Raw genomic sequence first — 23,378 nt, forward strand, 5'->3', positions numbered from 1 at the left:
ACGAGAACACACCGATTGGCCCCCAAGATTCCCAAGATGGGCCGGAGTTGACGTTTCCTTTGCAGACGCGGGGCCCCGCCGGAGCAGTTCCGCCGGGACCCTGGCCGAATCGGGCTACTTGCCCGTGAACTTCTCGTACTCCTTGAGCACCTCGTCGGTGGGGCCGTCCATGCGCAGCTCGCCGCGCTCCAGCCACAGGACGCGGTTGCAGGTGTCGCGGATGGACTTGTTGTTGTGACTGACCAGGAACACCGTGCCGGCTTCCTTGCGCAGCTCGCGGATGCGGTCCTCGGAGCGCTTCTGGAACTTCCGGTCGCCGGTGGCCAGGGCCTCGTCGATCATCAGGACGTCGTGGTCCTTGGCCGCCGCGATGGAGAAGCGCAGCCGGGCCGCCATGCCCGATGAGTAGGTGCGCATGGGCAGGGTGATGAAGTCGCCCTTCTCGTTGATGCCGGAGAAGTCGACGATGTCCTGGTAGCGCTCCTTGATCTCCTCACGGGACATGCCCATGGCGAGGCCGCCCAGGATGACGTTCCGCTCGCCGGTGAGGTCGTTCATCAGGGCCGCGTTGACGCCGAGCAGCGAGGGCTGGCCGTCGGTGTAGACCTTGCCCTGCTCGGCGGGCAGCAGACCGGCGATGGCCCGCAGCAGGGTCGACTTGCCGGAGCCGTTGGAGCCGATCAGGCCGATGGCCTCGCCGCGGTACGCCACGAAGGAGACGCCGCGCACGGCGTGCACCTTGCGCACGCCCCGCTCCTCGCCCCGCTTGATGATGCGGCTGAGGGCGGCGGTGGCGCTGCCCTTGCCGGTCTTGGCGCCGTTGACGCGGTAGACGATGTGCAGATCGTCCGCGACGACGGTGGGGACGCGCGCGTCCTGCTTCTGCTCAGCCACGGCCGTACCTCTCCTCCGCCTTCCAGAAGTACACGAAGCCGCCCAGGGCGAAGAGCACGGCCCAGGCGCCCGCGGCCGCCCACACGTGGTCCGGGAGGAACTTCGAGCTGTAGTCGTCGATGAGGGCGAAGCGCATCAGGTCCATGTAGATGGCGGCCGGGTTCCACTGCAGGACGTTCGCGATCCAGGCCGGCTTGTCCGCCAGGAAGATCGGGATGGAGAACATCACGCCGGAGGCGTACATCCACGTCCGCATCACGAACGGCATCAGCTGCGCGAGGTCCGGGGTCTTGGCCCCCGCCCGGGCCATGATCAGCGCGAGGCCGGTGTTGAAGAAGAACTGCAGGACCAGCACCGGCACGATCAGCAGCCAGGACAGGTCCGGGTAGTGGCCGAAGCCGACCGTGATGGCGAACAGCACGATCATCGAGAACATCAGCTGCTGGAGCTGCTGCAGCGCGAAGGAGACCGGCAGCGATGCCCGCGGGAAGTGCAGGGCGCGGACCAGGCCGAGGTTGCCGGAGATCGCGCGCACGCCCGCCATCACCGAGCTCTGCGTGAAGGTGAACACGAACACGCCCGTCACCAGGAACGGGATGTACACCTCGCGCTCCATGCCCCGGTCGGCCTCGAGGAGCAGCCCGAAGATGAAGAAGTACACGGCGGCGTTCAGCAGCGGCGTGGCCACCTGCCACAGCTGGCCGAGCTTGGCCTGGCTGTACTGGGCGGTCAGCTTCGCGCGGGAGAAGGCGAGGATGAAGTGCCGCCGGTCCCACAGCTGACGGACGTACTCGATGAGGGACGGCCGGGCGCCGCTCACGGTCAGCCCGTGCTTGGCGGCGAGTTCCTTCGCCGTGAGGCCCTCGTCGGGCGCCGCGGGCGCGCTCACCGCGACCGTGGCGTCGTGCGTTGTCTCACTCACTAGTGGAAACTTTCGTCTTCGAGATGCTCGGCCTGTGCCGGGGTCTGGCATGAGCCGGGGGCCGGGGTAGGCCCGGAGGCTCCCGGGTATCGCCGGGTACGAGCTTGTCAGATGACGGGGGGCCGGCCCAGCCGGGTCAGCCGCCACACCGTACGCCACTTCATGGGCCGGCGGGGCCCGCACGAGGTGGTCCAGCCTTCGCGGAATCCGCCGAACCAGGCCCGCAGCGCGCTGCGGGAGGGACGGCGCAGCAGGGTGAGCAGCAGCCAGACACCGAGGTAGACCGGGACGAGCGGCGCGGGGAGGTTGCGGCGGGCCAGCCAGACGCGGTTGCGGGCGACCATGCGGTGGTAGACCGCGTGCCGCGAGGGAGCGGTCGTCGGGTGGTACAGCACCATGTCGGACCGATAGTCGATCATCCAGCCGGCGTCGAGGGCCCGCCAGGCCAGGTCGGTTTCCTCGTGGGCGTAGAAGAATTCGTCCGGGAGGCCGCCGACGTCGTCGAGGACCCGGGTGCGGACGGCGTTGGCGCCGCCGAGGAACGTGGTCACGCGCGAGGAGCGCATCGGGTCGGAGGCCCGCAGCCGGGGGACGTGGCGGCGTTGGGTGACGCCGGTCTCGGGGTCGGCTATGCGGAAACTCACGATGCCGAGCTTCGGGTCGGCCTCGAACGCCTCGCGGCACAGCTCGGCGGTGTCGTGGCTCGCGAGCAGTCCGTCGTCGTCCAGGAAGAGCAGGATGTCGACGTCCCGGCCGGCCGGGCCGAAGGCCTCGATGCCGACGTTGCGGCCGCCGGGGATGCCGAGGTTCTCGGGCAGCTCGATGGTGCGGACGCCCTCGGGGACGTCCGGCACGGGCGAACCGTTGCCGACCACGACCACCTCGACCCGGTCGCCGTCCTGTTTGGCGACGGAGTCGAGCAGGGCGCGCAGCTCCTCGGGCCGGTTGCCCATGGTGATGATGACGGCGCCGACCTTCATGCCGCTCACTTCAGCCTGCTGGAGGCGAGGATGGACACCAGGTGCAGCAGGGTCTGCAGCAGCGCGATGCCGGCCAGCAGCGCGACGCCGAGCCGCGAGAAGAACAGGTCACCGCGGGCCTGGTCGACGATCGCCAGCACGAGGATCAGCAGGGACGCCTCGATGCCGAGGATGAGGCGGTGGAACTTCAGGGCGCCGGCGGCCCTGCGGGCCAGCGCCATGCCGGACGAACGCATCTCGGCGGCGGCCTCCTGGACCGGCGGCTTGCCGGTCTGGTGGCGGGCGACGCCGACGAGGTCGGTCTCGGCCTTGATGAGGATGGCGCCGAGGGCGGCCAGGGTGCCGAGGAAGGCCCACAGCCAGTCGATACGGCCGGTGCCCCACAGGTCGGCGGCGCGCAGGCCGAAGCCGGTGAGCACGGCGGCGTCGGTGAGGTAGGCGCCGACGCGGTCCAGGTAGACGCCACTGAGGGAGTACTGCTTCCGCCAGCGCGCGATCTCGCCGTCGACGCAGTCCAGCAGCAGGTACATCTGGACGCACACCACGCCGAGGACGGCGCCCGCGATCCCCGGCACGAGCAGTGCCGGGGCCGCGAGCACACCGAAGACGGTCATCAGGTAGGTGAGCTGGTTGGGCGTGACCCTGGTGTTGACCAGGTAACGGTCGACCCGCAGGGACACCTCACGCATGTAGAGGCGTCCCATCCAGTGCTCACCGCTGCGCCGGTCCTTCACCCCCGCGGGGTGAACGACGGGGCGGAGTTCAGCTACCGATGGCCTTGACATAGTCGGCGTATGCGTCCTTGATCTGTTCGGTGTTCAGGTCGAGGTGTTCGAGGATGGTGTAGCGGCCGGGGCGGGTCTCCGGGGCGAACTCGACGGCCTTGACGAACTCGTCCGTCGTGAAGCCGATCTCGTCCGGCCGTACGGGCAGGCCGTGCCGGCGCAGCACCTCGGCCATGTACGCCGACTCGTCGTGCGCGCCGCGCAGCCACATCGCGAAGGCCGCGCCGAGACCGCACTGCTCGCCGTGGGAAGCGGCGCGTTTGGGGAACAGCAGGTCGAAGGCGTGGTTGATCTCGTGGCACGACCCCGAGGCCGGCCGCGAGTCGCCCGAGATCGACATCGCGACGCCGGTGAGGACGAGCGCCTCGGCGAGTACCTGGAGGAAGCCGTTGTCACCGACCCCGCCCGGGTGCCGGAGCACCGCCTCGCCCGCCTGGCGGGCCATGGCGGCGGCGAGTCCGTCGATCTTCTCGTCCTTGACGCGGTTGGCCAGTTCCCAGTCGGCGATCGCGTTGATGTTGGAGATCGCGTCACCGATGCCCGCGCGCACGAAACGCACCGGGGCCTCGCGGATGACGTCCAGGTCGATGACGACCGCGATGGGGTTCGGCACCCCGTAGGAGCCGCGGCCCGCGTCGTTGTCGAGGGTGGCGACCGGCGAGCACAGGCCGTCGTGCGCGAGGTTCGTGGGCACGGCGACCAGGGGCAGGCCGACGCGTGCCGCGGCGAACTTGGCGCAGTCGATGATCTTGCCGCCGCCGAGGCCGACGACCGCGTCGAAGTGGCCGGCCTTTATGTCGCTCGCCAGCCGGACCGCGTCGTCGAGGGTGCCGCCGCCGACCTCGTACCAGGTGGCGCCGGGCATGCTCGGCGAGATGCGCTCGCGCAGCCTGGCGCCGGAGCCGCCGCTGACGGCGACGGCGAGGCGGCCGGAGTGCGAGATGCGCTCGTCGGCGAGGACGCACGCCAGGTCGTCGAGGGCACCCGGGCGGATGTCGACGACGAGCGGGGAGGGGATGAGCCGGGTCAGTACTGGCATGCGATCTCCCGTCCGCGGGCGAGGTCGTCGTGATTGTCGATCTCCACCCACTTGACGTCGCCGATCGGCGCCACGTCGATACGGAAGCCGCGGTTCACGAGCTCCTGGTAGCCGTGCTCGTAGAACTGCTGCGGGTCGGTCTCCCAGACGGCCTTGAGCGCGTCGGCCAGCTCGGGGGCGGCGTCGCCCTCGATCAGCGTCACGCCGATGTACTCGCCGGTGGCCTCGGCGGGGTCCATCAACTTGGTGATCTTCGTCATGCCCTTCTCGGGGTCGACGACGACCTTCATCTCCTCGTCGGCCAGGTCCTTGACCGTGTCCAGGGCGAGGATGATCTTCTTGCCGTCGCCGCGGGCGGCGAGCAGCGTCTTCTCGACGGAGACCGGGTGGACGGTGTCGCCGTTGGCGAGGATCACCCCGTCCTTGAGGGCGTCACGCCCGCACCACAGGGAGTAGGCGTTGTTCCACTCCTCGGCCTTGTCGTTGTCGATGAGGGTGAGCTTGAGGCCGTACTTCTGCTCCAGGGCCTCCTTGCGCGCGTACACGGCCTCCTTGCGGTAGCCGACGATGATCGCGACCTCGGTGAGACCGATCTCGGCGAAGTTGCCGAGGGTCAGGTCGAGAACCGTGGGTTCGCCTTCTATGCCCGCGGGGCCCACCGGCACCAGCGCCTTGGGAAGGCTGTCGGTGTAGGGGCGCAGACGCCGTCCGGCGCCGGCCGCGAGCACGAGGCCGATCATGCGGTTTCTCCTTCATCGTGTACGGCGGGTGCGCCACCCTGGTGGGCGGCGACCCAGAAGCGGATGCTCTCGACGAGCACCAGCAGGGCCACGGCCACGGCCAGTGCCGTGAGCGCGACCGTGAACTGCGAGGCGGTGAGCAGCGCGGCGAGGACGGTGACGAGCAGCGTCCGTCCTTCGTGCCCCCCGATGGAGCGCACCAGCCAGGCGGGAGGCGCTCCGGCGTCGCCGCGGATGCGGTAGACCGTGTCGTAGTGATGGTAGGCGACCGCGGCGACCAGCCCGAAGGCCGCGGGAAGGGCTCCGTTCACGTCCGCCTTGGCCGCCAGGATCAGGACCGTGCCGTACTCGGCGGCGCGCAGGAACGGGGGCACCAGCCAGTCGAGGGCGCCCTTGAGGGGGCGGGCGACGGCGAGGCCGGAGGTGAGGGCGTAGGCGACCGCGGCGACGATCGGCCAGGGTCCGCCGAAGCCGGTCAGGGCCGCCGTGAGGACGGCGGCGAGGCCGCCCAGGAGGGCGACGGCGGGGGCGGTGAAGCCCGGCAGCCTGCGGGCGGGCTTCCTGAGCGCCTCGGCGAGGCCCTCGGCGAGCGGGCCGCTGTCCGCGAGGTCGGCCAGGGCGGCGGCGGCCCGGTCGGTGCGCCTGGCCTTGCGGGTCAGGGAGCGCAGCATCCGGCCGGCCGTGGTGTAGGTGGCCGCGAAGGCGCAGCCGATGAGGAGCGCGTAGAAGGTGATGCGGGGCGTGGTGACAGCGGTCAGGACGGCGATCATCGCCCAGCGCTCGCCGATGGGCAGGACGATCATCCGCCGGACCCAGACGGTCCAGCCGACGCTGTCGAGCTTGCCGGACAGGGCGGCGGTGGGGCTGGTGTTGGCGGTGGCGTCGTGGTTGGCCTCGTTGAAGGAGAAGTCCACGACGTGCCGACAGGTCTGCAGGACCATCGCGCCGAGGGCCAGCGCCCAGACGTCGTCGCCCCCGCGGGCGGCTCCCAGCGCGAGGCCCGCGTAGTAGGCGTACTCCTTGGCCCGGTCGAAGGTGGCGTCCAGCCAGGCGCCGAGCGTGGAGTACTGCAGGGAGTAGCGGGCGAGCTGGCCGTCGGTGCAGTCCAGCACGAAGGACGCGATCAGCAGGACGCCTGCCGCGACGAAGCCGCCGCGGGTGCCGGTGGCCGCGCAGGCCGCCGCTATGAGGGCGGTGAGCAGCGAGGCGGTGGTGACCTGGTTCGGGGTCAGGCCGCGGCGGGCGCACCAGCGGGCGATGTAGCGGGAGTAGGGGCTGATGCAGTGGGTGGTGAAGAAGCCGTCGCGGGACTTCACGGCCGACTTCAGGCGTACGGCCTCGTCGTCGACGTCCGCCACCGCCTGCCGGGCCTCGTTGCGGGCCTGCGGGTCGGCGGGGACGGCGGCGACGAGGCTGCCCAGCTCGGGGCGGTGCACGGCGGTGCCGTCGGCGTCGAGGGCGGAGAGGATGCGGTCGGCGAGGCTGCTGTCGACCAGCGTGGTGCCGCCGCCGGCGGAGTTCTCGCGGGCCATGGCACGGGTCAGGGCCTGGCGGCCCGAGGCCTGGGCCGTGACGGCTCCGGGGATCGCGGCGAGCGGGAAGCGGGGGTCGGTGAGGCCGAGGCGCAGGGCGTGCACGTGCCCCACGAAGCGGGCGTCGACCAGGGCGACCCGTTCGCCGCCCGGCACCTCGGCGAGGAGGGTCTCGGCCTCGGCGGCGTCGGTCGCGATCCGGAGGTCGAACCCGAGGGACCGCAGGTCGGCCTCGATCGACGATCCGGGGACCGGCTGGCCGGTGAGGATGGCGGTCGACAACCGAATTCACTCCCTGGGTACCGACGCGTCCGCGCCAGTGACGTACATGGTGGGGGCGCCCTCTCCGGTGGCTCCCGGGCGGCATGTCGGCAGAGGCTATCGGATGCCGGGACGGCCACGTTCACCACCCGTTCGGCGGATGGATCGACGTGGTTCGCACAAGCCTTTGCCGCGATCATCATCGTGGATCCGGGGCCCGCCCCACAAACCGCGCCCCCTATGGGGACATCGGGGACACTGCGGGGGCGCCGCCGTGGCCGCATAGGGTGGGCGACCATGACGTGGCTGATCACCGGCGGTGCCGGCTATATCGGAGCACATGTGGCCAGGGCCATGGCCGAGGCGGGGGAGCGCGTCCTCGCGCTGGACGACCTGTCGGCCGGGGTGCCCGCGCGGCTCCCCTCCGAGGTCCCGCTCGTGCGGGGCTCCTCGCTGGACGGGGAGCTGCTGAAGCGGGTCTTCGCCGAGCACCGTGTGACGGGTGTGGTGCATCTCGCGGCGCGCAAGCAGGTCGCCGAGTCCGTCGCGCAGCCGACGCGGTACTACCGGGAGAACGTCGGCGGCCTGGTGACCCTGCTGGACGCGGTGGCCGGGGCGGGGATCAGGCGGTTCGTGTTCTCGTCGTCGGCGGCGGTGTACGGCGACCCCGGTGTGGACCTCATCACGGAGGACACGCCCTGCGCGCCGGTGAACCCCTACGGCGAGACCAAGCTCGCCGGGGAGTGGCTGGTGCGGGCGGTGGGACGGGCGCACGGGATCTCCACGGTATGTCTGCGCTATTTCAACGTGGCGGGCGCCGCCGCGCCGGAGCTGGCGGACACCGGCGTCTTCAACATCGTCCCGATGGTCTTCGACCGGCTGACCCGCGACGAGGCGCCCAGGGTCTTCGGCGACGACTACCCGACCCCGGACGGCACCTGCGTCCGTGACTACATCCACGTCGCCGACCTGGCCGAGGCCCACCTGGCGGCGGCGCGGCGCCTGGCGGCCGGCGGCGGCACGGGTGACCTGACGGTCAACATCGGCCGCGGCGAGGGCGTCTCGGTCCGTGAACTCGTCACGGTCATCGGCGAGGTCACCGGCGACCGCCGGCCGCCGCTCGTCGAGGAGCGCCGCCCCGGGGACGCCCCCCGGGCGGTGGCCTCGGCCGCCCGGGCAGCCGCCGAGCTCGGCTGGACGGCGCGGCGCGGGGTGCGCGAGATGGTCGAGTCGGCCTGGCGGGGCTGGCTGCTGCACCGCGGCTCCTGACTGACCGGAGGCGCCCTGACCTGCACGTGGTTTCCGCAGGTCAGGGCACATGACAACGGTGTTCAGTGCCGCGTTGCACATACCCCCTCCCCGTAGTTCACTGGGGCCCCCGAGCACGATCAGGCGGACACAGGGAGGCTGACTTCTCATGGGGGCTGGGCACGATCACGGGCACGCGCACGGCGCGGCGGCCGGCGGTACGGCGACCTCGGCGTACCGCGGCAGGCTGCGAACCGCGCTGGCGATCACCCTCGGCATCGTGGTCGTGCAGATCGTCGGCGGCGCCCTCGCCGACTCGCTCGCGCTCGTCGCCGACTCCGCGCACATGGCGACGGACGCCCTGGGCCTCGGCATGGCACTGCTCGCGATCCACTTCGCGAACCGCCCGCCCAGCGAGCAGGCCACCTTCGGCTACGCCCGCGCGGAGATCCTCGCCGCCCTGGCCAACTGCCTGCTGCTGCTCGGGGCCGGCGGGTACGTGGTGTACGAGGCGGTCCAGCGCTTCATCACACCCGCCGAGACCGAGGGCCGGCTGGCCCTGCTGTTCGGTGCGATCGGCCTGGTCGCGAACCTGGTGTCGCTGTCACTGCTCATGCGCGGCCAGAAGGAGAGCCTGAACGTGCGGGGCGCGTTCCTGGAGGTCGCGGCCGACGCCCTCGGTTCGGTGACCGTGATCGTCTCGTCCGTGGTGATCATGCTCACAGGCTGGCAGCGCGCCGACCCGATCGCCTCGCTCGTCATCGCGCTGATGATCGCGCCCCGGACGTGGAAGCTGCTGCGCGAGACGCTCTCCGTGCTGCTGGAGGCCGCCCCCAAGGGGGTCGACATGGCGGAGGTGCGCTCGCACATACTCGCCACGGACGGCGTGGAGGACGTCCACGACCTGCACGCCTGGACGATCACCTCGGGCATGCCGGTGCTGTCGGCGCACGTGGTCGTCAGCCCGGAGGCGCTGAACGCGATAGGCCACGAGAAGATGCTCCACGAGCTCCAGGGGTGCCTCGGTGACCACTTCGACGTGGAGCACTGCACCTTCCAGCTGGAACCGAGCGGGCACGCCGAACACGAGGCGCGGCTCTGTCACTGACGCGGTTGTTCGTGGGGCTCTTGAGGCAGATGGGGCGCACTCCGCTGCGAGTGCGCCGGGGAACGCAACCCTCCGCCGTGCGCGCGCGTCCTGAGCCCCGCAGCTCCGCCATGGACGATTTTCCGCCTGCCCGGCCGGGCACGATCACCTACCGGGTCCCTTTCCCGGCGTCGGACCGGTGCCGACCGCGGTCCGCGCCGCCGCGCGGGACATGCGGGCGTGCCGCGAAGTGCCGGGAGTGCCGGATTCGTACGGCAGACTTGGGGCGCGAAGACCGATGTGAAGGATGGGTATGCCGATCACACCTGCCACCGCGACGCACAGCCCGTCGAACGGCACCGCGGACGCGATTTTGCTGGAACTGGTCGACGAGGACGGCGTGACGATCGGCACCGCGGAGAAGCTCGCCGCCCACCAGCCGCCCGGACAGCTGCACCGCGCGTTCTCGGTGTTCCTCTTCGACGAGTACGGCCGGCTGCTGCTCCAGCAGCGCGCACTGGGCAAGTACCACTCCCCCGGTGTGTGGTCCAACACCTGCTGCGGCCACCCCTACCCCGGCGAGGCCCCCTTCGCGGCGGCTGCGCGGCGCACGTTCGAGGAGCTCGGTGCCTCCCCGTCCCTGCTGGCCGAGGCGGGCACGGTCCGCTACAACCACCCGGACCCGGAGTCCGGTCTGGTGGAGCAGGAGTACAACCACCTCTTCGTCGGCATGGTGCAGGCCGTGGTGCGGCCGGACGCGGAGGAGGTGGCGTCGACGGTGTTCGTGACCCCGCCGGAGCTGGCGGAGCGGCACGCCAAGGACACCTTCTCGTCCTGGTTCATGACCGTCCTGGACGCGGCCCGGCCGGCGATCAGGGAGCTGACGGGCCCGTCGGCCGGCTGGTGACCCGGGCCCTGCCGGAGCGGGGCCTCAGGCGAAGCGCGCGGGTTTGAGCGGCAGGGCGGCCCAGATCACCTTGCCGCCGCTCGCGGTGTACTCGACCTCGCACACGCCGCCCGCCTCCCGGGTGACCTCGCGCACGAGGAGCAGGCCGCGCCCCCCGGTCCGGCCGTGGTCGGTCTCCAGGGCGGTGGGCCGGTACGGGTGGTTGTCCTCCACGGACACCCGGAGCCACTCGGCGCCGACGGCCAGCTCGACGGCGATGGTCGGCGACAGCACCGCCGCGTGCTTCACGGCGTTCGTCACCAGCTCCGAGACGATCAGCAGCAGTCCCTGGGCCAGGTCGTCCGAGACCGGTACGCCCTGACGAAGCAGCAGGTCCCGTACGGCGTGCCGTGCCTGGGGGACCGAGGCCTCGACCGCCGGTGCGGTGAACCTCCAGACCCCCTCGTACGGCAACGGATCCGCGGGCGCGGGGCCGAGGGGCGCCGCGCCACCCTCTGGGCGCGGGCCGAACCCACGCCCGTCGTCGTCCATCGTCCGGTCGCCACCCTCGCGCTCGATTGTCGCCACACCCCGAAGTGTTGGTAACGATGCGCCTCGCACCCCGACACTGAACACAAGTCAGCAGATATCGAGCGCTTCTGACCGTTGGCGTATGACACGGTCAGTTGTGGGACTGGTCCTGTCCCTGTTGTGCCGTCTCGGCGAACTATTCGGGTTGTACGGGTTTGGCATCCGGATAGCATCCGGCGCATGGAGCCGCAGCTGGAGCACCGCGTGACCGAGTCGGTCGCGACGGTCGTCATACGCCATCCCGAGAAGCGCAACGCCATGACGGCCTCGATGTGGCGCTCGCTTCCCGTCCTGCTGGAGGAGCTCGCCGCGGATCCGGCCGTACGGGCGCTGGTGCTGACCGGTGAGGGCGGCACGTTCTGCGCCGGGGCCGACATCTCGACGCTGCGTGGCTCGCCCGAGGAGGCGCAGGGGCTGGCCGTGCGGGCCGAGGAGGCGCTGGCCGCGTTCCCGAAGCCGACACTCGCCGCCATCCGGGGGCACTGCGTGGGCGGCGGGTCGCAGCTGGCGGCGGCCTGCGATCTGCGGTTCGCCGAGGAGGGGGCGCTGTTCGGGGTGACGCCCGCGAAGCTCGGCATCGTCTACCCGGCCTCCTCGACCCGGCGGCTGGTGTCCCTGGTGGGGCCGGCCACCGCCAAGTACCTGCTGTTCTCCGGCGAGCTGATCGAGGCGGAGCGGGCGTTGCGCACCGGGCTCGTCGACGAGGTGCTTCCCGAGGGTGAACTCGGCAAGCGGGTCGCCGAGTTCACCCGTGTCCTGGTTGCGCGTTCACAGCTGACCCAGGCGGCGGCCAAGGAGTTCGCGGACGGGCGTACGGACCGGGACGCGCACTGGGCCGGGCAGGCGCGCGCGAGCGGCGACACCGCCGAGGGGGTCGCCGCGTTCCTGGAGCGCCGGCAGCCGCGGTTCGGCTGGAGTGTGCCTACGTCAGGATGAGGCCGGCGTGCGACCGGAGCAGTTCGACGAGGTGCGCGGGGGCCTTCTCGGGCGATCCGGCGTCGTAGGGCGGCTGCGGGTCGTACTCGGTGGCGAGCTGGATGATCCGGGCGTGGTCGTCGCCGGCGATCCGGCCGAGGAGCGTCAGTCCCATGTCGATGCCGGCGGAGACGCCGGCCGCGGTGACGTACTTGCCGTCGGTGACGACCCGCTCCCCCGTCGGCTCGGCCCCGTGGCGCTTCAGCTCCTCCAGGGCCAGCCAGTGGGACGTCGCCCGGCGGCCCTCGAGCAGTCCGGCGGCGGCCAGCAGCAGGGAGCCGGTGCACACGGACGTCGTCCAGGTGCTGGTGGCGTCGGCCGTGCGCAGCCAGGTGAGCAGGGGCCCGTCCGCCGCCAGCGGGAGCGGGCCGGGGCCGCCGGGGACCACGATGACGTCGGGGCGCGGTACGTCGGCCAGGGCCCGGTCGGCGATGAGCGCGAGGTTCCCCGAGTCGTTGCGGACGGGGCCGGCCTGCTCGGCGACGAAGACGGTCTCCGCGCCCGGGACCTGGCCGAGGGTCTCGTAGGGTCCGACGGCGTCGAGGGCGGTGAAGCGGTCGTAGAGGGCGATGGCGATCTGCATGGGGTCCTTCCGGTCGGCTGATGTGGACGGGATTCAGTAAGTGGCGGCGGGGCGGAAGCGGCGGCGGTACTCGGCCGGGGGCGTCCCCAGTGCCCTGACGAAGGCCCGGCGCATGGCCTCGGGCGTGCCGTAGCCGCTGGCGCGGGCGATCTCCTCGACGCCGCCGGCGGTGTCCTCCAGCAGGCGCCTGGCGTGTTCGAGGCGGACACGGTCCACGTAGCGGCCCGGTGTCATGCCGGTCTCGGCGCGGAAGGCGCGGGCGAAGTGGCGGGGCGAGAGGCGTGCGCGGGCGGCGAGGGTGTCGACGCAGAGGTCCGCTTCCGGGTGGTCGGTGATCCACCGCTGGACGTCCCGGAGGGGCTCGCGCTGTGCGGTCTGGGCCGCGAGCTGGGCGCTGAACTGGGCCTGGTTGCCGGGCCTGCGCAGGAACACCACCAGGTGGCGGGCGATGGTGAGGGCGGCGTCCCGGCCCAGGTCCTCCTCGACCAGGGCGAGCGCGAGGTCGATGCCGGCGGTGACACCGGCCGAGGTGGCGATGTGCCCGTCGCGCACGAAGACGGGGTCGGGGTCGATCTCGACGGCCGGGTGCTCGCGGGCGAGCCGGTCGCAGTACGCCCAGTGGGTCGTGGCGCGGCGGCCGTCCAGGAGGCCCGCCGCGGCCAGCACGGCAGCACCGGTGCAGATGGAGACCAGGCGGCCGGCACGCGGGCCCCGCTCGCGCACCCAGGCCACCAGACGCGGGTCGGGCCGCAGGCTGCCCGACCCGCCGGGGACGAGGAGGATGTCCGGGTCCGGCGCGGTGGCCAGCGATCCGTCGGGCACGAGGGTCAGGCCGCTGGTGGTTCGCACGGGCGCGCCGTCCACGGACGCCGTGCGGATCCGGTACGCCCCCGGGGAGAGCAGGTCCGCGCCCGCGAAGACCTCCACGGGCCCGGTGACGTCGAGACTCTGCAGGCCGTCGAAGAGGACGGCGAGAACCGTGCGCTGGACCATGCCGTCGATTCTTCGCGGGAGCGGAGTATGGCGGCAAGGACGAGTACCCCACCTTTCCTGCCATCGGACGCCGGGCCGTAGAGTACATACCAAGCGGTTGGTAACCTGCCGGGCATGACGACTGCCGCCCTGGAGCCGCGCGCCGGCCGACGCTGCCACAACATGCTCAACTCCCTGCACGCGACCCACTACTTCTCACCCGACCTCGGGCGGGAGCTGGGCGCTGTCGGGATCACCGACCCGCGTGCCGTGAACTTCGCCGTGCGGGCCGCCGCCCTCGGACCGGTCGGGGCCGGGGCCGTCACGGCGGCCTTCTACAACTACAAATACGAGCTCGTCGCCCGGCATGTGCCGGCGGTGTGGGAGAACGCCGCACCCGGGCAGGTCCTGGCGGCACGGGTGCGTGCGGTCGACGCGACGCTGCGCCGCCTGCTCGGCGAGGAGGCCCTGGCATCGGCGGAGATGGCGGAGGCCGCGCGGCTCGCGCTGCGCGCCGCCGAGGCCTGCTCGCGCGAGGCGCGTCCGCTGTACGCCGCCCACGCCGATCTGCCCGTCCCCGAGGAGCCGCACCTCGCCTACTGGCACGCGGCGACCCTGCTGCGCGAGCACCGGGGCGACGGGCACCTGGCCGCCTTGATGTCCGCGGGTCTTGACGGTCTGGAGGCGCTGGTGACCCACACGGCGACGGGCAAGGGCATGACCCCGAAGTGGGTCTGCGCCACCCGTGGCTGGAGCCGGGAGGAGTGGGACGCGGCGACGGAACGGCTGCGCGGGCGGGGGCTGCTGGCGGCGTCCGGCGACCTCACCGACGAGGGCGTCGCGCTGCGGCGGGACATCGAGCACGAGACGGACCGCCTGGACCGCGCCCCGTACGAGCACCTGGGCCCGGACGGAGTGGCCCGGCTGACCGAGCTGGGCGGGGTGTTCGCGCACGCGGCGCTCGTGGCCGGGGCGTTCCCCGCGGACCTGGTCGGAAAGGGTGACGCATAGTGACGCGTCCGTGAGGTACCCGCTCTCCACCGGCCGGCGCGGCCGGGAGTGAGAAAGGGGAATTCCGTGTTCCGTGCTATCGCAGACGTGCTGCGCCAGATCGGCGGCGCGATCGCCACCGTCGTGACGCTGCCCTTCCGGGCGCTCGCCCGGCTCTTCGGCGGGGCCTCGTCCTCCACCCGCAGCCGCAGGGCCTGACCGGAACCCCGGCCCGCCGGGTGCCGCCCTGATCCCCGGGTGTCCGTGACACCTGCCACAATTGCCGCGCAACCTCAGCGGAGAAGGCGGTACGGGATCGTGACGACACCCGGGTCCATCGGGTCCATCAACGCAGTGTCCATCGAAGGCAGGATCGCCGAGGAACTCGGCGTACGGGAGCGGCAGGTCAGGGCCGCCGTGGAACTGCTCGACGGCGGTTCCACGGTGCCCTTCATCGCCCGCTACCGCAAGGAAGCGACCGAGATGCTCGACGACGCGCAGCTGCGCACCCTCGAGGAGCGGCTGCGCTACCTGCGGGAGCTGGAGGAGCGGCGGACGGCCGTCCTGGAGTCGGTGCGCGAGCAGGGCAAGCTCACCGAGGAGCTTCAGGCGAGCATCCGGAGCGCCGAGACGAAGGCGCGCCTGGAGGACATCTACCTGCCGTACAAGCCCAAGCGGCGCACCAAGGCGCAGATCGCCCGCGAGGCCGGTCTAGAACCGCTGGCGGAGGGCCTTCTCGCCGACCCGGGCGTCGAGCCCCTCGCCGCGGCCGCCGCGTTCGTCGACGCCGACAAGGGCGTAGCCGATCCGCAGGCCGCCCTCGACGGCGCCCGGGCGATCCTCACCGAGCGGTTCTCGGAGGACGCCGACCTGATCGGTGAGCTGCGCGAGCGCATGTGGGTCCGCGGGCGGCTGGCCGCCAAGGTGCGGGACGGCAAGGAGGAGGCGGGCGCGAAGTTCGCCGACTACTTCGACTTCGCCGAGCCCTTCACCGAGCTCCCCTCGCACCGCGTCCTCGCGATGCTGCGCGGGGAGAAGGAGGAGGTCCTCGACCTCGTCCTGGAGCCCGACGAGCAGACGGACGGGCCCTCCTCGTACGAGGGGATCGTCGCCCACAAGTTCGGGATCACCGACCGGGGGCGCCCCGGCGACAAGTGGCTGAAGGACACGGTCCGCTGGGCGTGGCGCACCCGCCTCCTCGTCCACCTCGGCATCGACCTGCGGCTGCGGCTGCGCACGGCCGCCGAGGACGAGGCGGTGCGGGTGTTCGCGGCCAACCTGCGCGATCTGCTGCTCGCCGCCCCGGCGGGCACGCGTGCGACGCTCGGCCTGGACCCCGGTTTCCGTACGGGTGTGAAGGTCGCCGTCGTCGACGCGACCGGCAAGGTCGTCGCCACGGACGTCATCCACCCGCATGTCCCGGCCAACCGCTGGGACGAGGCCATCGCCAAGCTGGCCCGGCTCGCGAAGGAGCACGCGGTCGAGCTGGTCGCCATCGGCAACGGCACGGCGTCGCGCGAAACCGACAAGCTCGCCGGGGAGCTGATCGTCAAGCACCCGGAGCTGAAGCTCACGAAGGTGATGGTGTCCGAGGCCGGCGCGTCCGTGTACTCGGCGTCCGCCTTCGCCTCGCAGGAGCTGCCCGACATGGACGTGTCGCTGCGCGGCGCCGTGTCGATCGCCCGCCGGCTCCAGGACCCGCTGGCCGAGCTGGTGAAGATCGACCCGAAGTCCATCGGCGTCGGCCAGTACCAGCACGACCTGTCCGAGATGAAGCTGTCGCGTTCGCTGGACGCCGTGGTGGAGGACTGTGTGAACGGTGTGGGCGTGGACGTCAACACGGCGTCGGCCCCGCTGCTCGCCCGGGTCTCCGGCATCACCTCCGGGCTCGCCGAGAACATCGTGGCGCACCGCGACCAGAACGGGCCGTTCAAGGCCCGCGGTGAGCTGAAGAAGGTGACGCGGCTCGGTCCGAAGGCGTACGAACAGTGCGCGGGCTTCCTGCGCATCCGGGGCGGTGACGACCCGCTGGACGCGTCGAGCGTGCACCCCGAGGCGTACCCGGTGGTCCGGCGCATGGTGAAGACCACCGGGCAGGAGGTCGCCTCGCTCGTGGGCAACACCGGGGTGCTGCGCTCGTTGAGGCCGCAGGACTTCGTGGACGAGACGTTCGGTCTGCCGACGGTCACGGACATCCTCAAGGAGCTGGAGAAGCCCGGCCGCGACCCGCGCCCGGCCTTCAAGACGGCCGCCTTCAAGGAGGGCGTGGAGAAGATCTCCGACCTGTCGTCCGGGATGATCCTGGAGGGCGTCGTGACGAACGTCGCCGCGTTCGGGGCGTTCGTCGACATCGGCGTCCACCAGGACGGCCTGGTGCACGTCTCCGCGATGTCGAAGACGTTCGTGAAGGACCCGCGGGACGTGGTGAAGCCCGGGGACATCGTCAAGGTGAAGGTGCTCGACGTCGACATCCCCCGCAAGCGGATCTCGCTGACGCTGCGCCTGGAGGACGAGGCGGCCCAGCAGGGGCAGCAGGGCGGCGGTCCCGGTGAACGCCGGCAGCGCGGCGGGCGTCCGCCGCAGCAGCGGCAGGGCGGTGGTGCCGGGCGCCGTGGGGGCGGTGGCGGTTCGCGTCAGGCACCGCCGCCTGCCAACAGCGCGATGGCCGACGCGCTGCGCCGCGCGGGGCTGACGGATCCCAAGGGCGGCAAGCGCTGACTGCCCCGCCGGGAAGGCCGTGGGGAGCTGCGGGCCCGTTGTGGCTGGTCGCGCAGTTCCCCGCGTCCCTGGGAAAGAGGCGCTTCGCGCCCTGTCCGTTCTAGGGTTGCCGCATGCGTGCCATCACCTGGGAAGTGTCCGGGAGCCAGGGGGTCGAGACCGCCTGGGTCCAGCTCGGAGAGGGCCGGCTGCGGGCGCGCGGGCGGGCCGTCGGTACCGTTCCGGAACCGTACTGGATCTCGTACGAGCTTCAGACCGCACAAGGGTTCGTGACCAGGCGGCTGACTGTCACGGCGGAGGCCGAGGCCGGGACCCGGGAGCTCGTTCTGCTCCACGACGGTCAGGGCCGATGGACCGCCAACGATGAGCCGCTGCCCGAGGTCGACGGCGCCCTCGACTGCGACCTGGGCCTGTGCCCGCTCACCAACACCATGCCGGTACTGCGGCACGGGCTCCATCAGGCGCCGGGCGAGCGGGAGTTCCTGATGGCCTGGGTGTCGGTGCCGGACCTGGCGGTGCGGGGGTCGCGGCAGACGTACACGCATCTCGGCCCCGGGCGGGTCCGGTTCGCCTCCGGCGACTTCCGCAGCGACCTGGAGTTCGACGAGGACGGATACGTCGTCGACTATCCGCGGCTGGCCACTCGTCTGACGTCCGGTTAGCGCTCGGTCACCTTGCCGTCCGCCACCTCCAGGCGGCGGGTGACGTGTACGGCGTCCAGCATGCGGCGGTCATGGGTGACCAGCAGGAGGGTGCCCTCGTAGGCGTCGAGGGCGGACTCCAGCTGCTCGATGGCGGGCAGGTCGAGGTGGTTGGTCGGCTCGTCGAGGACCAGGAGGTTGACGCCTCGGCCCTGGAGCAGCGCCAGGGCGGCCCGGGTGCGCTCGCCCGGGGAGAGGCTCGCGGTGGGGCGCAGGACGTGGTCCGACTTGAGACCGAACTTGGCCAGGAGGGTGCGGATCTCGACCGGTTCGGTGTCCGGGACGGCCGTACGGAAGGCGTCGAGCAGGGACTCCTCGCCGTGGAACAGCTTGCGGGCCTGGTCGACCTCGCCGAGCAGGACGCCCGAGCCGAGCGCGGCGTGCCCGGCGTCCAGCGGGACACGGCCGAGGAGGGCGCCGAGCAGTGTGGACTTGCCGGCGCCGTTCGCGCCCGTCACCGCCACCCGGTCCGCCCAGTCGATCTGCAGGGAGACGGGGCCGAGCACGAAGCCGCCGCGGCGCACCTCGGCGTCCCGCAGGGTCGCGACGACGGCGCCCGAGCGCGGGGCCGACGCGATCTCCATGCGCAGATCCCACTCCTTGCGGGGCTCCTCGACGACGTCCAGGCGCTCGATCATGCGCTGGGTCTGGCGGGCCTTCGCCGCCTGCTTCTCGCTGGCCTCGCTGCGGAACTTGCGGCCGATCTTGTCGTTGTCGTTGCCCGCCTTGCGGCGCGCGTTCTTCACGCCCTTGTCCATCCAGGAGCGCTGCGTCTGGGCGCGGTCCTGGAGGGCGGTCCTCTTGTCGGCGTACTCCTCGAACTCGTCGCGGGCGTGCCGACGGGCGACTTCCCGCTCCTCCAGGTAGGCCTCGTAGCCACCCCCGAACAGGTTGATCTGCCGCTGGGCGAGGTCGAGTTCGAGGACCTTGGTGACGGTGCGGGTGAGGAACTCGCGGTCGTGGCTGACGACCACCGTGCCGGCGCGCAGGCCGCTCACGAAGCGTTCGAGGCGCTCCAGGCCGTCCAGGTCGAGGTCGTTGGTCGGCTCGTCGAGGAGGAAGACGTCGTAGCGGGACAGCAGCAGGGAGGCGAGGCCGGCGCGGGCCGCCTGGCCGCCGGACAGGGACGTCATCGGCTGGTCCAGATCGACCGCGAGGCCGAGGGAGTCGGTGACCTCCTCGGCACGTTCGTCGAGGTCGGCGCCGCCGAGGCCGAGCCAGCGCTCCAGGCTGGTGGCGTAGGCGTCGTCGGCGCCGGGCGCCCCGTCGACCAGGGCCTGGGTCGCCTCGTCCATGGTGCGCTGCGCCTCGGCGACGCCGGTGCGGCGGGCCAGGAACGCCCGTACGGTCTCGCCGGGCCGGCGGTCCGGCTCCTGCGGGAGGTGGCCGACGGTGGCGGCCGGCGGGGACAGGCGCAGGTCGCCCTGCTCGGGCGCGATGAGTCCGGCGAGCATCCTGAGCAGGGTGGACTTGCCCGCGCCGTTGGCTCCGACCAGGCCGATCACGTCGCCGGGCGCAACGACGAGGTCGAGTCCGGCGAACAGGGAGCGGTCGCCGTGGCCGGCGGCGAGGTTCTTGGCGACGAGGGTGGCAGTCATCAGAGCGCCGATTTTAACGGCCGGGCCGCTCAGCGGTTCACGGCCGCCACCAGGACGCTTCCGGCGGTGCGGGCCACGACGAACGACCGCCCCCGGACCGTCTTCGCGTCGAGGGCGACGCGATGGCGGCCCGTTTCGAGGACGCCGTCGAAGATCTCGTGGGTGTGGGTGCGGGAGAGCCGGTCGAGGCGGTAGGCGGTGAGGGTGACACGGCAGGCGGAGGTGACCTCGACGTCCGCGCCGCCGTCGGTGGCGGTGAGGCCGGTGAGGCGGCGCCGGTCGGCCGGGCTGCGGTCCAGGGCGTGTTCGATCTGGGCGACGAGGAGGGGGACGATCGGGGCGAGGCCGTCGACGTGGGCGACCGGGACCCCGGCGCGCTCGAAGGCGCGGCGGACGGCGGCACGTTCCTGCTCGCCGGCGGCGTGGCCGAAGGCGACGGCGCCGTAGGCGCGGAGTTCGTCCGGGGGTACGCCGTCGGCGTCATGGGCGATGTCGGCGCCGACACCGATGGTGCGCAAGGCCGCGGCGAGCTTGGCGAGGACGGCGACGCGGGAGCCGATCAGCAGCACGCGGCGCCGGGGATCGGGCGCGGAGCCGTTCAGCAGGGCGCCCAGAGCCGTGCGGTACTCGGCGCCGCGGAACCGGAACGGGCCGATGCCGTGGTATCCGTTGAGCTCCAGATCCGCGTGTTCGTCGGTCTGCCAGGCGAAGTCCCGCCAGATGAAGTCCTCACCGTCGCACCGGATGACCGCGGTGACGGCTCCGCAGGCCAGGTCCTCGCACTCGGGACAGCCGTAGACGACGTAACGGCCGCCGGGCAGTGGGGCCTCGCTCTCCAGGAGCAGGCTGCGGACCTGCGCGGTGAAGATCGCGGGAGGGACGTCGGAGGCGAGCGGGGAGACCGCGTCGAGGTCGGAGAGCTGGAACAGCAGCGGGCGTCCGTCGACGATGAAGTCCACGAAGTCCCGGTGGACCTGGTAACCGCCGTCGTTGAGGACTCCCCCGGCCCGCATCGCGGGAGCCAGGCCGAAGGTCGCGTACTCGGCACACATGCTGTGAGTATTCCCACACTGCGCGTGATGTGAGCACGGCATGACACATTCCGCTACGGTCCGGGCATGGCGAGTGAGTCGAGTGGCGAGATCGTGGTGGTCGGTGGCGGCGTGGTCGGGCTGACGACGGCCCTGGCTCTCGCGGAGCGCGGGCGGCGGGTTCGGGTGTGGACGCGGGACGCCGTCGAGGCGACCACCTCAGCCGTTGCGGGTGCGCTGTGGTGGCCGTACCGGATCGAACCGGTCGCGACGGCGCGGACGTGGGCGCTGCGGTCGCTGGAGGTGTACGAGGAGCTGGCCGCACGGGACGAACCGGCCGGTGTACGCATGGTCGAAGGGGTACTGGGCGAGACCCGCCTCGACGAGGCCGACGCGTGGCTGGCGGGCCGGGTGCCGGGGCTGCGGGCGGCCACGGCCGGCGAACACGCGGGCACGGGTCTGTGGGCACGGCTGCCGCTCATCGACATGCCGGCCCATCTGCGGTGGCTTCGGGAGCGGTTCGTCGCGGCAGGCGGTGCGATCGAGACGCGTGCGGTGTCCGGGTTCGCGGAGGTGGACGCGCCGGTCGTGGTCAACTGCACGGGCCTCGCCGCGCGGGAGTTGGTGCCGGACCCGTCCGTGCGGCCCGTGCGGGGGCAACTGGTCGTCGTGGAGAATCCCGGGATCGACACCTGGCTGGTCACCACCGACGCCGCCGGGGAGCACACGTACCTGTTCCCGCAGCCGGGCGGGCTCGTCCTCGGCGGTACGTCCGAGGAGGACGCCTGGTCGCTGGAGCCCGACCCCGCGACGGCCGAGGCGATCGTCCGGCGCTGTGCGGCGCTGAGGCCGCAGGTCGCCGGGGCCCGCGTGCTGGAGCACCGGGTCGGTCTGCGGCCCACCCGGCCGGCGGTCCGGCTGGAGCGTGACGCCCTGCCGGACGGGCGGCTCCTGGTGCACAACTACGGCCACGGCGGCGCGGGCGTCACCGTGGCCTGGGGGTGTGCGGAGGAAGCGGCGCGGCTGGTCGCGGGCTGAGGACGCGCGGCGCCGTCCCGGGCGCAAGGGCGGCCCGGGTCCACCGGACCCGGGCCGCCCTTCGCCGTGCGGATCAGTGCTTGCCGATCGGGTCGCCCTCCACGTCCGGGCCACGGCCCGGGCCGACGCGGAACTCGAACTCGCCGTCGTACTTCTTGTGTCCGGCCATGACGGCCATTTCGACGGCTTCGGAGCCCATCTGCTCACGCACGATCACCGGGTCACGGCGAAGGTCGCGCATCAGGGCGATACACATGAAGATCATCACGACGACGAACGGTGCCGCCGCGAGGATCGTGAGGTTCTGCAGCCCGGTCAGCGCGTCACCCTGCCCGCTGCCGACCAGCAGCATGATCGCGGCCACCGCACCGGTGACCACGCCCCAGAAGACCACCACGAAGCGGCCGGGCTCGAGGGCGCCCTTCTGCGACAGGGTGCCCATGACGATCGAGGCCGCGTCGGCGCCCGAGACGAAGAAGATGCCGACGAGGACCATCACGAGCAGGCTCGTGGCGGTGGCGATGGGGAACTGCTGGAGCACGCCGAAGAGCTGGCCCTCCGGGGTCGCCTCCTTGCCGAGCTGCCCCTCCTCCTGCATCTTCATGGCCGAGCCGCCGAAGATCGCGAACCAGACCAGGCTGACCGTGCTGGGCACGAGGATGACACCGCCGACGAACTGGCGGATGGTGCGGCCGCGGCTGATGCGGGCGATGAACATGCCCACGAACGGCGTCCAGGAGATCCACCACGCCCAGTAGAAGACCGTCCAGCTGCTCAGCCAGTCGGGGACGCCCTCGCCGCCGCTCGCCTCGGTGCGACCGGCCAGCTGGGGCAGGTCGCCGAGGTAGGCGAAGACGGAGGTGGGCAGCAGGTCGAGGACGATGATGGTCGGACCCGCCACGAACACGAACAGGGCGAGCACCAGCGCCAGCACCATGTTCGTGTTGGACAGCCACTGGATGCCCTTCTCCACACCGGAGATCGCGGACGCCACGAAGGCCAGGGTCAGCACCGCGATGATCGTGACGAGCAGCCCGGTGCTCACCTCGTCCATCCACTTCAGCTCCTGCACACCGGAGCCGATCTGGAGCGCGCCGAGCCCCAGGGAGGCGGCGGAGCCGAAGACGGTCGCGATGATCGCGAGGATGTCGATGGCCCGGCCGACGCCGCCGTTGGCGTTCTTCTTGCCGATCAGCGGGGTGAAGACGGCGCTGATGGTCTGCCGGCGCCGCCTGCGGAAGGTGCTGTAGGCGATGGCGAGGCCGACCACCGCGTAGATCGCCCAGGGGTGGAGCGTCCAGTGGAACAGGGTGGTGGCCATGGCCGTCTCCATGCGGTCACCGGAGTCGGCCGGGTTCGTGCCCGGCGGGGGCGTGCCGTAGTGCGACAGCGGCTCGCTCACGCCGTAGAACATCAGGCCGATGCCCATGCCCGCGCTGAACATCATCGCGACCCAGGACACCGTGCGGAACTCGGGTTCCTCGCCCTCCGTACCGAGGTGGATACGGCCGTAGCGGCTGATCGCGAGCCAGAGGGCGAAGACGACGAAGCCGGAGGCGGCGAGCATGAACGCCCAGCCGCCGTTGTGCATCAGCCCGCCGAGCATGGTGGTGGAGACATCTGTGAGCGAGTCGGTCGCCGCCGCGCCCCAGACCACGAAGGCGAGGGTGAGCACCGCCGTGACGCCGAAGACGATGCGGTCGGTCTGCGGCCGGTCCTGACCGGGCAGGCCCGCTTCCGACCCCGGCAGCGCGGGTCCCTCGGGGGAGTCCTTGTCGCTTGGTCGTTCTTGCGTCACTGGCGGCAC

The 23,378-nt window shown here is 71.9% G+C and carries 22 protein-coding genes; 9 read left to right on the plus strand and 13 right to left on the minus strand.

The genetic code is table 11. The features are described from left to right. Window positions 1-114: 114 nt before the first annotated feature. The 7 genes from ACFY9S_RS11750 to ACFY9S_RS11780 form a co-directional block, all read right to left on the minus strand. Complete coding sequence (locus ACFY9S_RS11750) at window positions 115-894, minus strand: ABC transporter ATP-binding protein (RefSeq protein ID WP_102907300.1); 780 nt, start codon at window positions 892-894, stop codon at window positions 115-117. After that, the gene (locus ACFY9S_RS11755; protein ID WP_391126026.1) at window positions 887-1,816 is read right to left on the minus strand and encodes an ABC transporter permease; all 930 of its coding nucleotides are present in this window, start codon (window positions 1,814-1,816) and stop codon (window positions 887-889) included. Before ACFY9S_RS11755 ends, ACFY9S_RS11750 begins: the two co-directional genes overlap by 8 nt. Window positions 1,817-1,923: 107 nt before the next feature. Further along, complete coding sequence (locus ACFY9S_RS11760; protein ID WP_391126604.1) at window positions 1,924-2,796, minus strand: glycosyltransferase; 873 nt, start codon at window positions 2,794-2,796, stop codon at window positions 1,924-1,926. 5 nt (window positions 2,797-2,801) lie between these two features. Beyond that, window positions 2,802-3,581, minus strand: a complete 780-nt coding sequence (locus ACFY9S_RS11765; protein WP_391126029.1) for a CDP-alcohol phosphatidyltransferase family protein — start codon at window positions 3,579-3,581, stop codon at window positions 2,802-2,804. Next, entirely contained in the window at window positions 3,559-4,620 is a 1,062-nt protein-coding gene (locus ACFY9S_RS11770; protein ID WP_391126032.1) for an iron-containing alcohol dehydrogenase, read from the minus strand. The genes ACFY9S_RS11765 and ACFY9S_RS11770 overlap by 23 nt, the downstream gene beginning before the upstream one ends. Beyond that, the gene (locus ACFY9S_RS11775) at window positions 4,608-5,360 is read right to left on the minus strand and encodes a sugar phosphate nucleotidyltransferase (protein ID WP_030840917.1); all 753 of its coding nucleotides are present in this window, start codon (window positions 5,358-5,360) and stop codon (window positions 4,608-4,610) included. Before ACFY9S_RS11775 ends, ACFY9S_RS11770 begins: the two co-directional genes overlap by 13 nt. Then, window positions 5,357-7,174 carry a DUF5941 domain-containing protein gene (locus tag ACFY9S_RS11780; protein ID WP_391126035.1) on the minus strand — a complete coding sequence of 606 codons (1,818 nt, stop codon included), beginning with the start codon at window positions 7,172-7,174 and terminating at the stop codon, window positions 5,357-5,359. Before ACFY9S_RS11780 ends, ACFY9S_RS11775 begins: the two co-directional genes overlap by 4 nt. A 276-nt stretch (window positions 7,175-7,450) precedes the next feature. Between ACFY9S_RS11780 and galE the strand changes: the two genes are divergently transcribed. The 3 genes from galE (at window position 7,451) to idi (ending at window position 10,395) form a co-directional block, all read left to right on the plus strand. Further along, window positions 7,451-8,422: a UDP-glucose 4-epimerase GalE gene (gene galE / locus ACFY9S_RS11785; protein ID WP_391126038.1), complete on the plus strand. Its 972-nt coding sequence runs from the start codon at window positions 7,451-7,453 to the stop codon at window positions 8,420-8,422. 148 nt (window positions 8,423-8,570) lie between these two features. Beyond that, a complete protein-coding gene (locus ACFY9S_RS11790) occupies window positions 8,571-9,509 on the plus strand; it encodes a cation diffusion facilitator family transporter (protein ID WP_391126041.1) in 939 nt (312 codons plus the stop codon). A gap of 292 nt (window positions 9,510-9,801) precedes the next feature. Further along, on the plus strand, window positions 9,802-10,395 hold the full coding sequence (gene idi, locus ACFY9S_RS11795) for an isopentenyl-diphosphate Delta-isomerase (protein WP_102907292.1): 594 nt from the start codon (window positions 9,802-9,804) through the stop codon (window positions 10,393-10,395). Between the two features lie 24 nt (window positions 10,396-10,419). Here idi and ACFY9S_RS11800 read toward each other — a convergent pair whose 3' ends face one another. Beyond that, window positions 10,420-10,926, minus strand: coding sequence for an ATP-binding protein (locus ACFY9S_RS11800; RefSeq protein WP_391126607.1), 507 nt, complete (start codon window positions 10,924-10,926; stop codon window positions 10,420-10,422). Between the two features lie 219 nt (window positions 10,927-11,145). Here ACFY9S_RS11800 and ACFY9S_RS11805 point away from each other — a divergent pair, with 219 nt between their 5' ends. Beyond that, window positions 11,146-11,901: an enoyl-CoA hydratase-related protein gene (locus tag ACFY9S_RS11805; RefSeq protein WP_391126045.1), complete on the plus strand. Its 756-nt coding sequence runs from the start codon at window positions 11,146-11,148 to the stop codon at window positions 11,899-11,901. Here ACFY9S_RS11805 and ACFY9S_RS11810 read toward each other — a convergent pair. Beyond that, a complete protein-coding gene (locus tag ACFY9S_RS11810) occupies window positions 11,888-12,523 on the minus strand; it encodes a DJ-1/PfpI family protein (protein WP_391126048.1) in 636 nt (211 codons plus the stop codon). The two genes, ACFY9S_RS11805 and ACFY9S_RS11810, sit on opposite strands and share 14 nt — an antisense overlap. Window positions 12,524-12,556: 33 nt before the next feature. Continuing rightward, entirely contained in the window at window positions 12,557-13,516 is a 960-nt protein-coding gene (locus ACFY9S_RS11815) for a DJ-1/PfpI family protein (protein WP_391126051.1), read from the minus strand. A gap of 114 nt (window positions 13,517-13,630) precedes the next feature. Here ACFY9S_RS11815 and ACFY9S_RS11820 point away from each other — a divergent pair, with 114 nt between their 5' ends. From ACFY9S_RS11820 to ACFY9S_RS11835, 4 genes are all read left to right on the plus strand, one after another. Further along, window positions 13,631-14,506, plus strand: a complete 876-nt coding sequence (locus ACFY9S_RS11820) for a hypothetical protein (RefSeq protein ID WP_391126053.1) — start codon at window positions 13,631-13,633, stop codon at window positions 14,504-14,506. Between the two features lie 66 nt (window positions 14,507-14,572). Then, the gene (locus ACFY9S_RS11825; RefSeq protein ID WP_252100478.1) at window positions 14,573-14,704 is read left to right on the plus strand and encodes an LPFR motif small protein; all 132 of its coding nucleotides are present in this window, start codon (window positions 14,573-14,575) and stop codon (window positions 14,702-14,704) included. A gap of 99 nt (window positions 14,705-14,803) precedes the next feature. Continuing rightward, window positions 14,804-17,203 carry a helix-hairpin-helix domain-containing protein gene (locus ACFY9S_RS11830; RefSeq protein ID WP_391126056.1) on the plus strand — a complete coding sequence of 800 codons (2,400 nt, stop codon included), beginning with the start codon at window positions 14,804-14,806 and terminating at the stop codon, window positions 17,201-17,203. Between the two features lie 113 nt (window positions 17,204-17,316). After that, complete coding sequence (locus ACFY9S_RS11835; RefSeq protein WP_391126059.1) at window positions 17,317-17,865, plus strand: putative glycolipid-binding domain-containing protein; 549 nt, start codon at window positions 17,317-17,319, stop codon at window positions 17,863-17,865. On the opposite strand, the gene ACFY9S_RS11840 is transcribed toward ACFY9S_RS11835, so the two are convergent. Both ACFY9S_RS11840 and ACFY9S_RS11845 read right to left on the minus strand, forming a co-directional pair. Then, window positions 17,862-19,502 carry an ATP-binding cassette domain-containing protein gene (locus ACFY9S_RS11840; protein WP_391126062.1) on the minus strand — a complete coding sequence of 547 codons (1,641 nt, stop codon included), beginning with the start codon at window positions 19,500-19,502 and terminating at the stop codon, window positions 17,862-17,864. The two genes, ACFY9S_RS11835 and ACFY9S_RS11840, sit on opposite strands and share 4 nt — an antisense overlap. Window positions 19,503-19,531: 29 nt before the next feature. Further along, a complete protein-coding gene (locus tag ACFY9S_RS11845; RefSeq protein WP_391126065.1) occupies window positions 19,532-20,554 on the minus strand; it encodes an oxidoreductase in 1,023 nt (340 codons plus the stop codon). A 66-nt stretch (window positions 20,555-20,620) separates the two neighbouring features. On the opposite strand from ACFY9S_RS11845, the gene ACFY9S_RS11850 reads away from it, so the two are divergent. Next, a complete protein-coding gene (locus ACFY9S_RS11850) occupies window positions 20,621-21,571 on the plus strand; it encodes an FAD-dependent oxidoreductase (protein WP_391126068.1) in 951 nt (316 codons plus the stop codon). 73 nt (window positions 21,572-21,644) lie between these two features. Here the strand turns inward: ACFY9S_RS11850 and ACFY9S_RS11855 are convergent, their stop codons facing one another. Beyond that, the gene (locus tag ACFY9S_RS11855) at window positions 21,645-23,369 is read right to left on the minus strand and encodes a BCCT family transporter (protein WP_391126071.1); all 1,725 of its coding nucleotides are present in this window, start codon (window positions 23,367-23,369) and stop codon (window positions 21,645-21,647) included. Window positions 23,370-23,378 lie beyond the last annotated feature (9 nt).

Origin of the sequence: Streptomyces sp. NPDC012474, assembly GCF_042955185.1 — a bacterium.
Classification (GTDB): Bacteria; Actinomycetota; Actinomycetes; order Streptomycetales; family Streptomycetaceae; genus Streptomyces; species Streptomyces cahuitamycinicus.

Bases quoted from the DNA above. Each gene is read 5' to 3' on its own strand.
- ACFY9S_RS11810 (WP_391126048.1), bottom strand. From the start codon at position 12,523: ATGCAGATCGCCATCGCCCTCTACGACCGCTTCACCGCCCTCGACGCC.
- ACFY9S_RS11815 (WP_391126051.1), bottom strand. From the start codon at position 13,516: ATGGTCCAGCGCACGGTTCTCGCCGTCCTCTTCGACGGCCTGCAGAGT.
- ACFY9S_RS11850 (WP_391126068.1), top strand. From the start codon at position 20,621: ATGGCGAGTGAGTCGAGTGGCGAGATCGTGGTGGTCGGTGGCGGCGTG.
- ACFY9S_RS11760 (WP_391126604.1), bottom strand. From the start codon at position 2,796: ATGAAGGTCGGCGCCGTCATCATCACCATGGGCAACCGGCCCGAGGAG.
- ACFY9S_RS11775 (WP_030840917.1), bottom strand. From the start codon at position 5,360: ATGATCGGCCTCGTGCTCGCGGCCGGCGCCGGACGGCGTCTGCGCCCC.
- ACFY9S_RS11845 (WP_391126065.1), bottom strand. From the start codon at position 20,554: ATGTGTGCCGAGTACGCGACCTTCGGCCTGGCTCCCGCGATGCGGGCC.
- ACFY9S_RS11835 (WP_391126059.1), top strand. From the start codon at position 17,317: ATGCGTGCCATCACCTGGGAAGTGTCCGGGAGCCAGGGGGTCGAGACC.
- ACFY9S_RS11765 (WP_391126029.1), bottom strand. From the start codon at position 3,581: ATGTCAAGGCCATCGGTAGCTGAACTCCGCCCCGTCGTTCACCCCGCG.
- ACFY9S_RS11770 (WP_391126032.1), bottom strand. From the start codon at position 4,620: ATGCCAGTACTGACCCGGCTCATCCCCTCCCCGCTCGTCGTCGACATC.
- ACFY9S_RS11820 (WP_391126053.1), top strand. From the start codon at position 13,631: ATGACGACTGCCGCCCTGGAGCCGCGCGCCGGCCGACGCTGCCACAAC.
- idi (WP_102907292.1), top strand. From the start codon at position 9,802: ATGCCGATCACACCTGCCACCGCGACGCACAGCCCGTCGAACGGCACC.
- ACFY9S_RS11805 (WP_391126045.1), top strand. From the start codon at position 11,146: ATGGAGCCGCAGCTGGAGCACCGCGTGACCGAGTCGGTCGCGACGGTC.
- ACFY9S_RS11790 (WP_391126041.1), top strand. From the start codon at position 8,571: ATGGGGGCTGGGCACGATCACGGGCACGCGCACGGCGCGGCGGCCGGC.
- ACFY9S_RS11800 (WP_391126607.1), bottom strand. From the start codon at position 10,926: ATGGACGACGACGGGCGTGGGTTCGGCCCGCGCCCAGAGGGTGGCGCG.
- galE (WP_391126038.1), top strand. From the start codon at position 7,451: ATGACGTGGCTGATCACCGGCGGTGCCGGCTATATCGGAGCACATGTG.
- ACFY9S_RS11840 (WP_391126062.1), bottom strand. From the start codon at position 19,502: ATGACTGCCACCCTCGTCGCCAAGAACCTCGCCGCCGGCCACGGCGAC.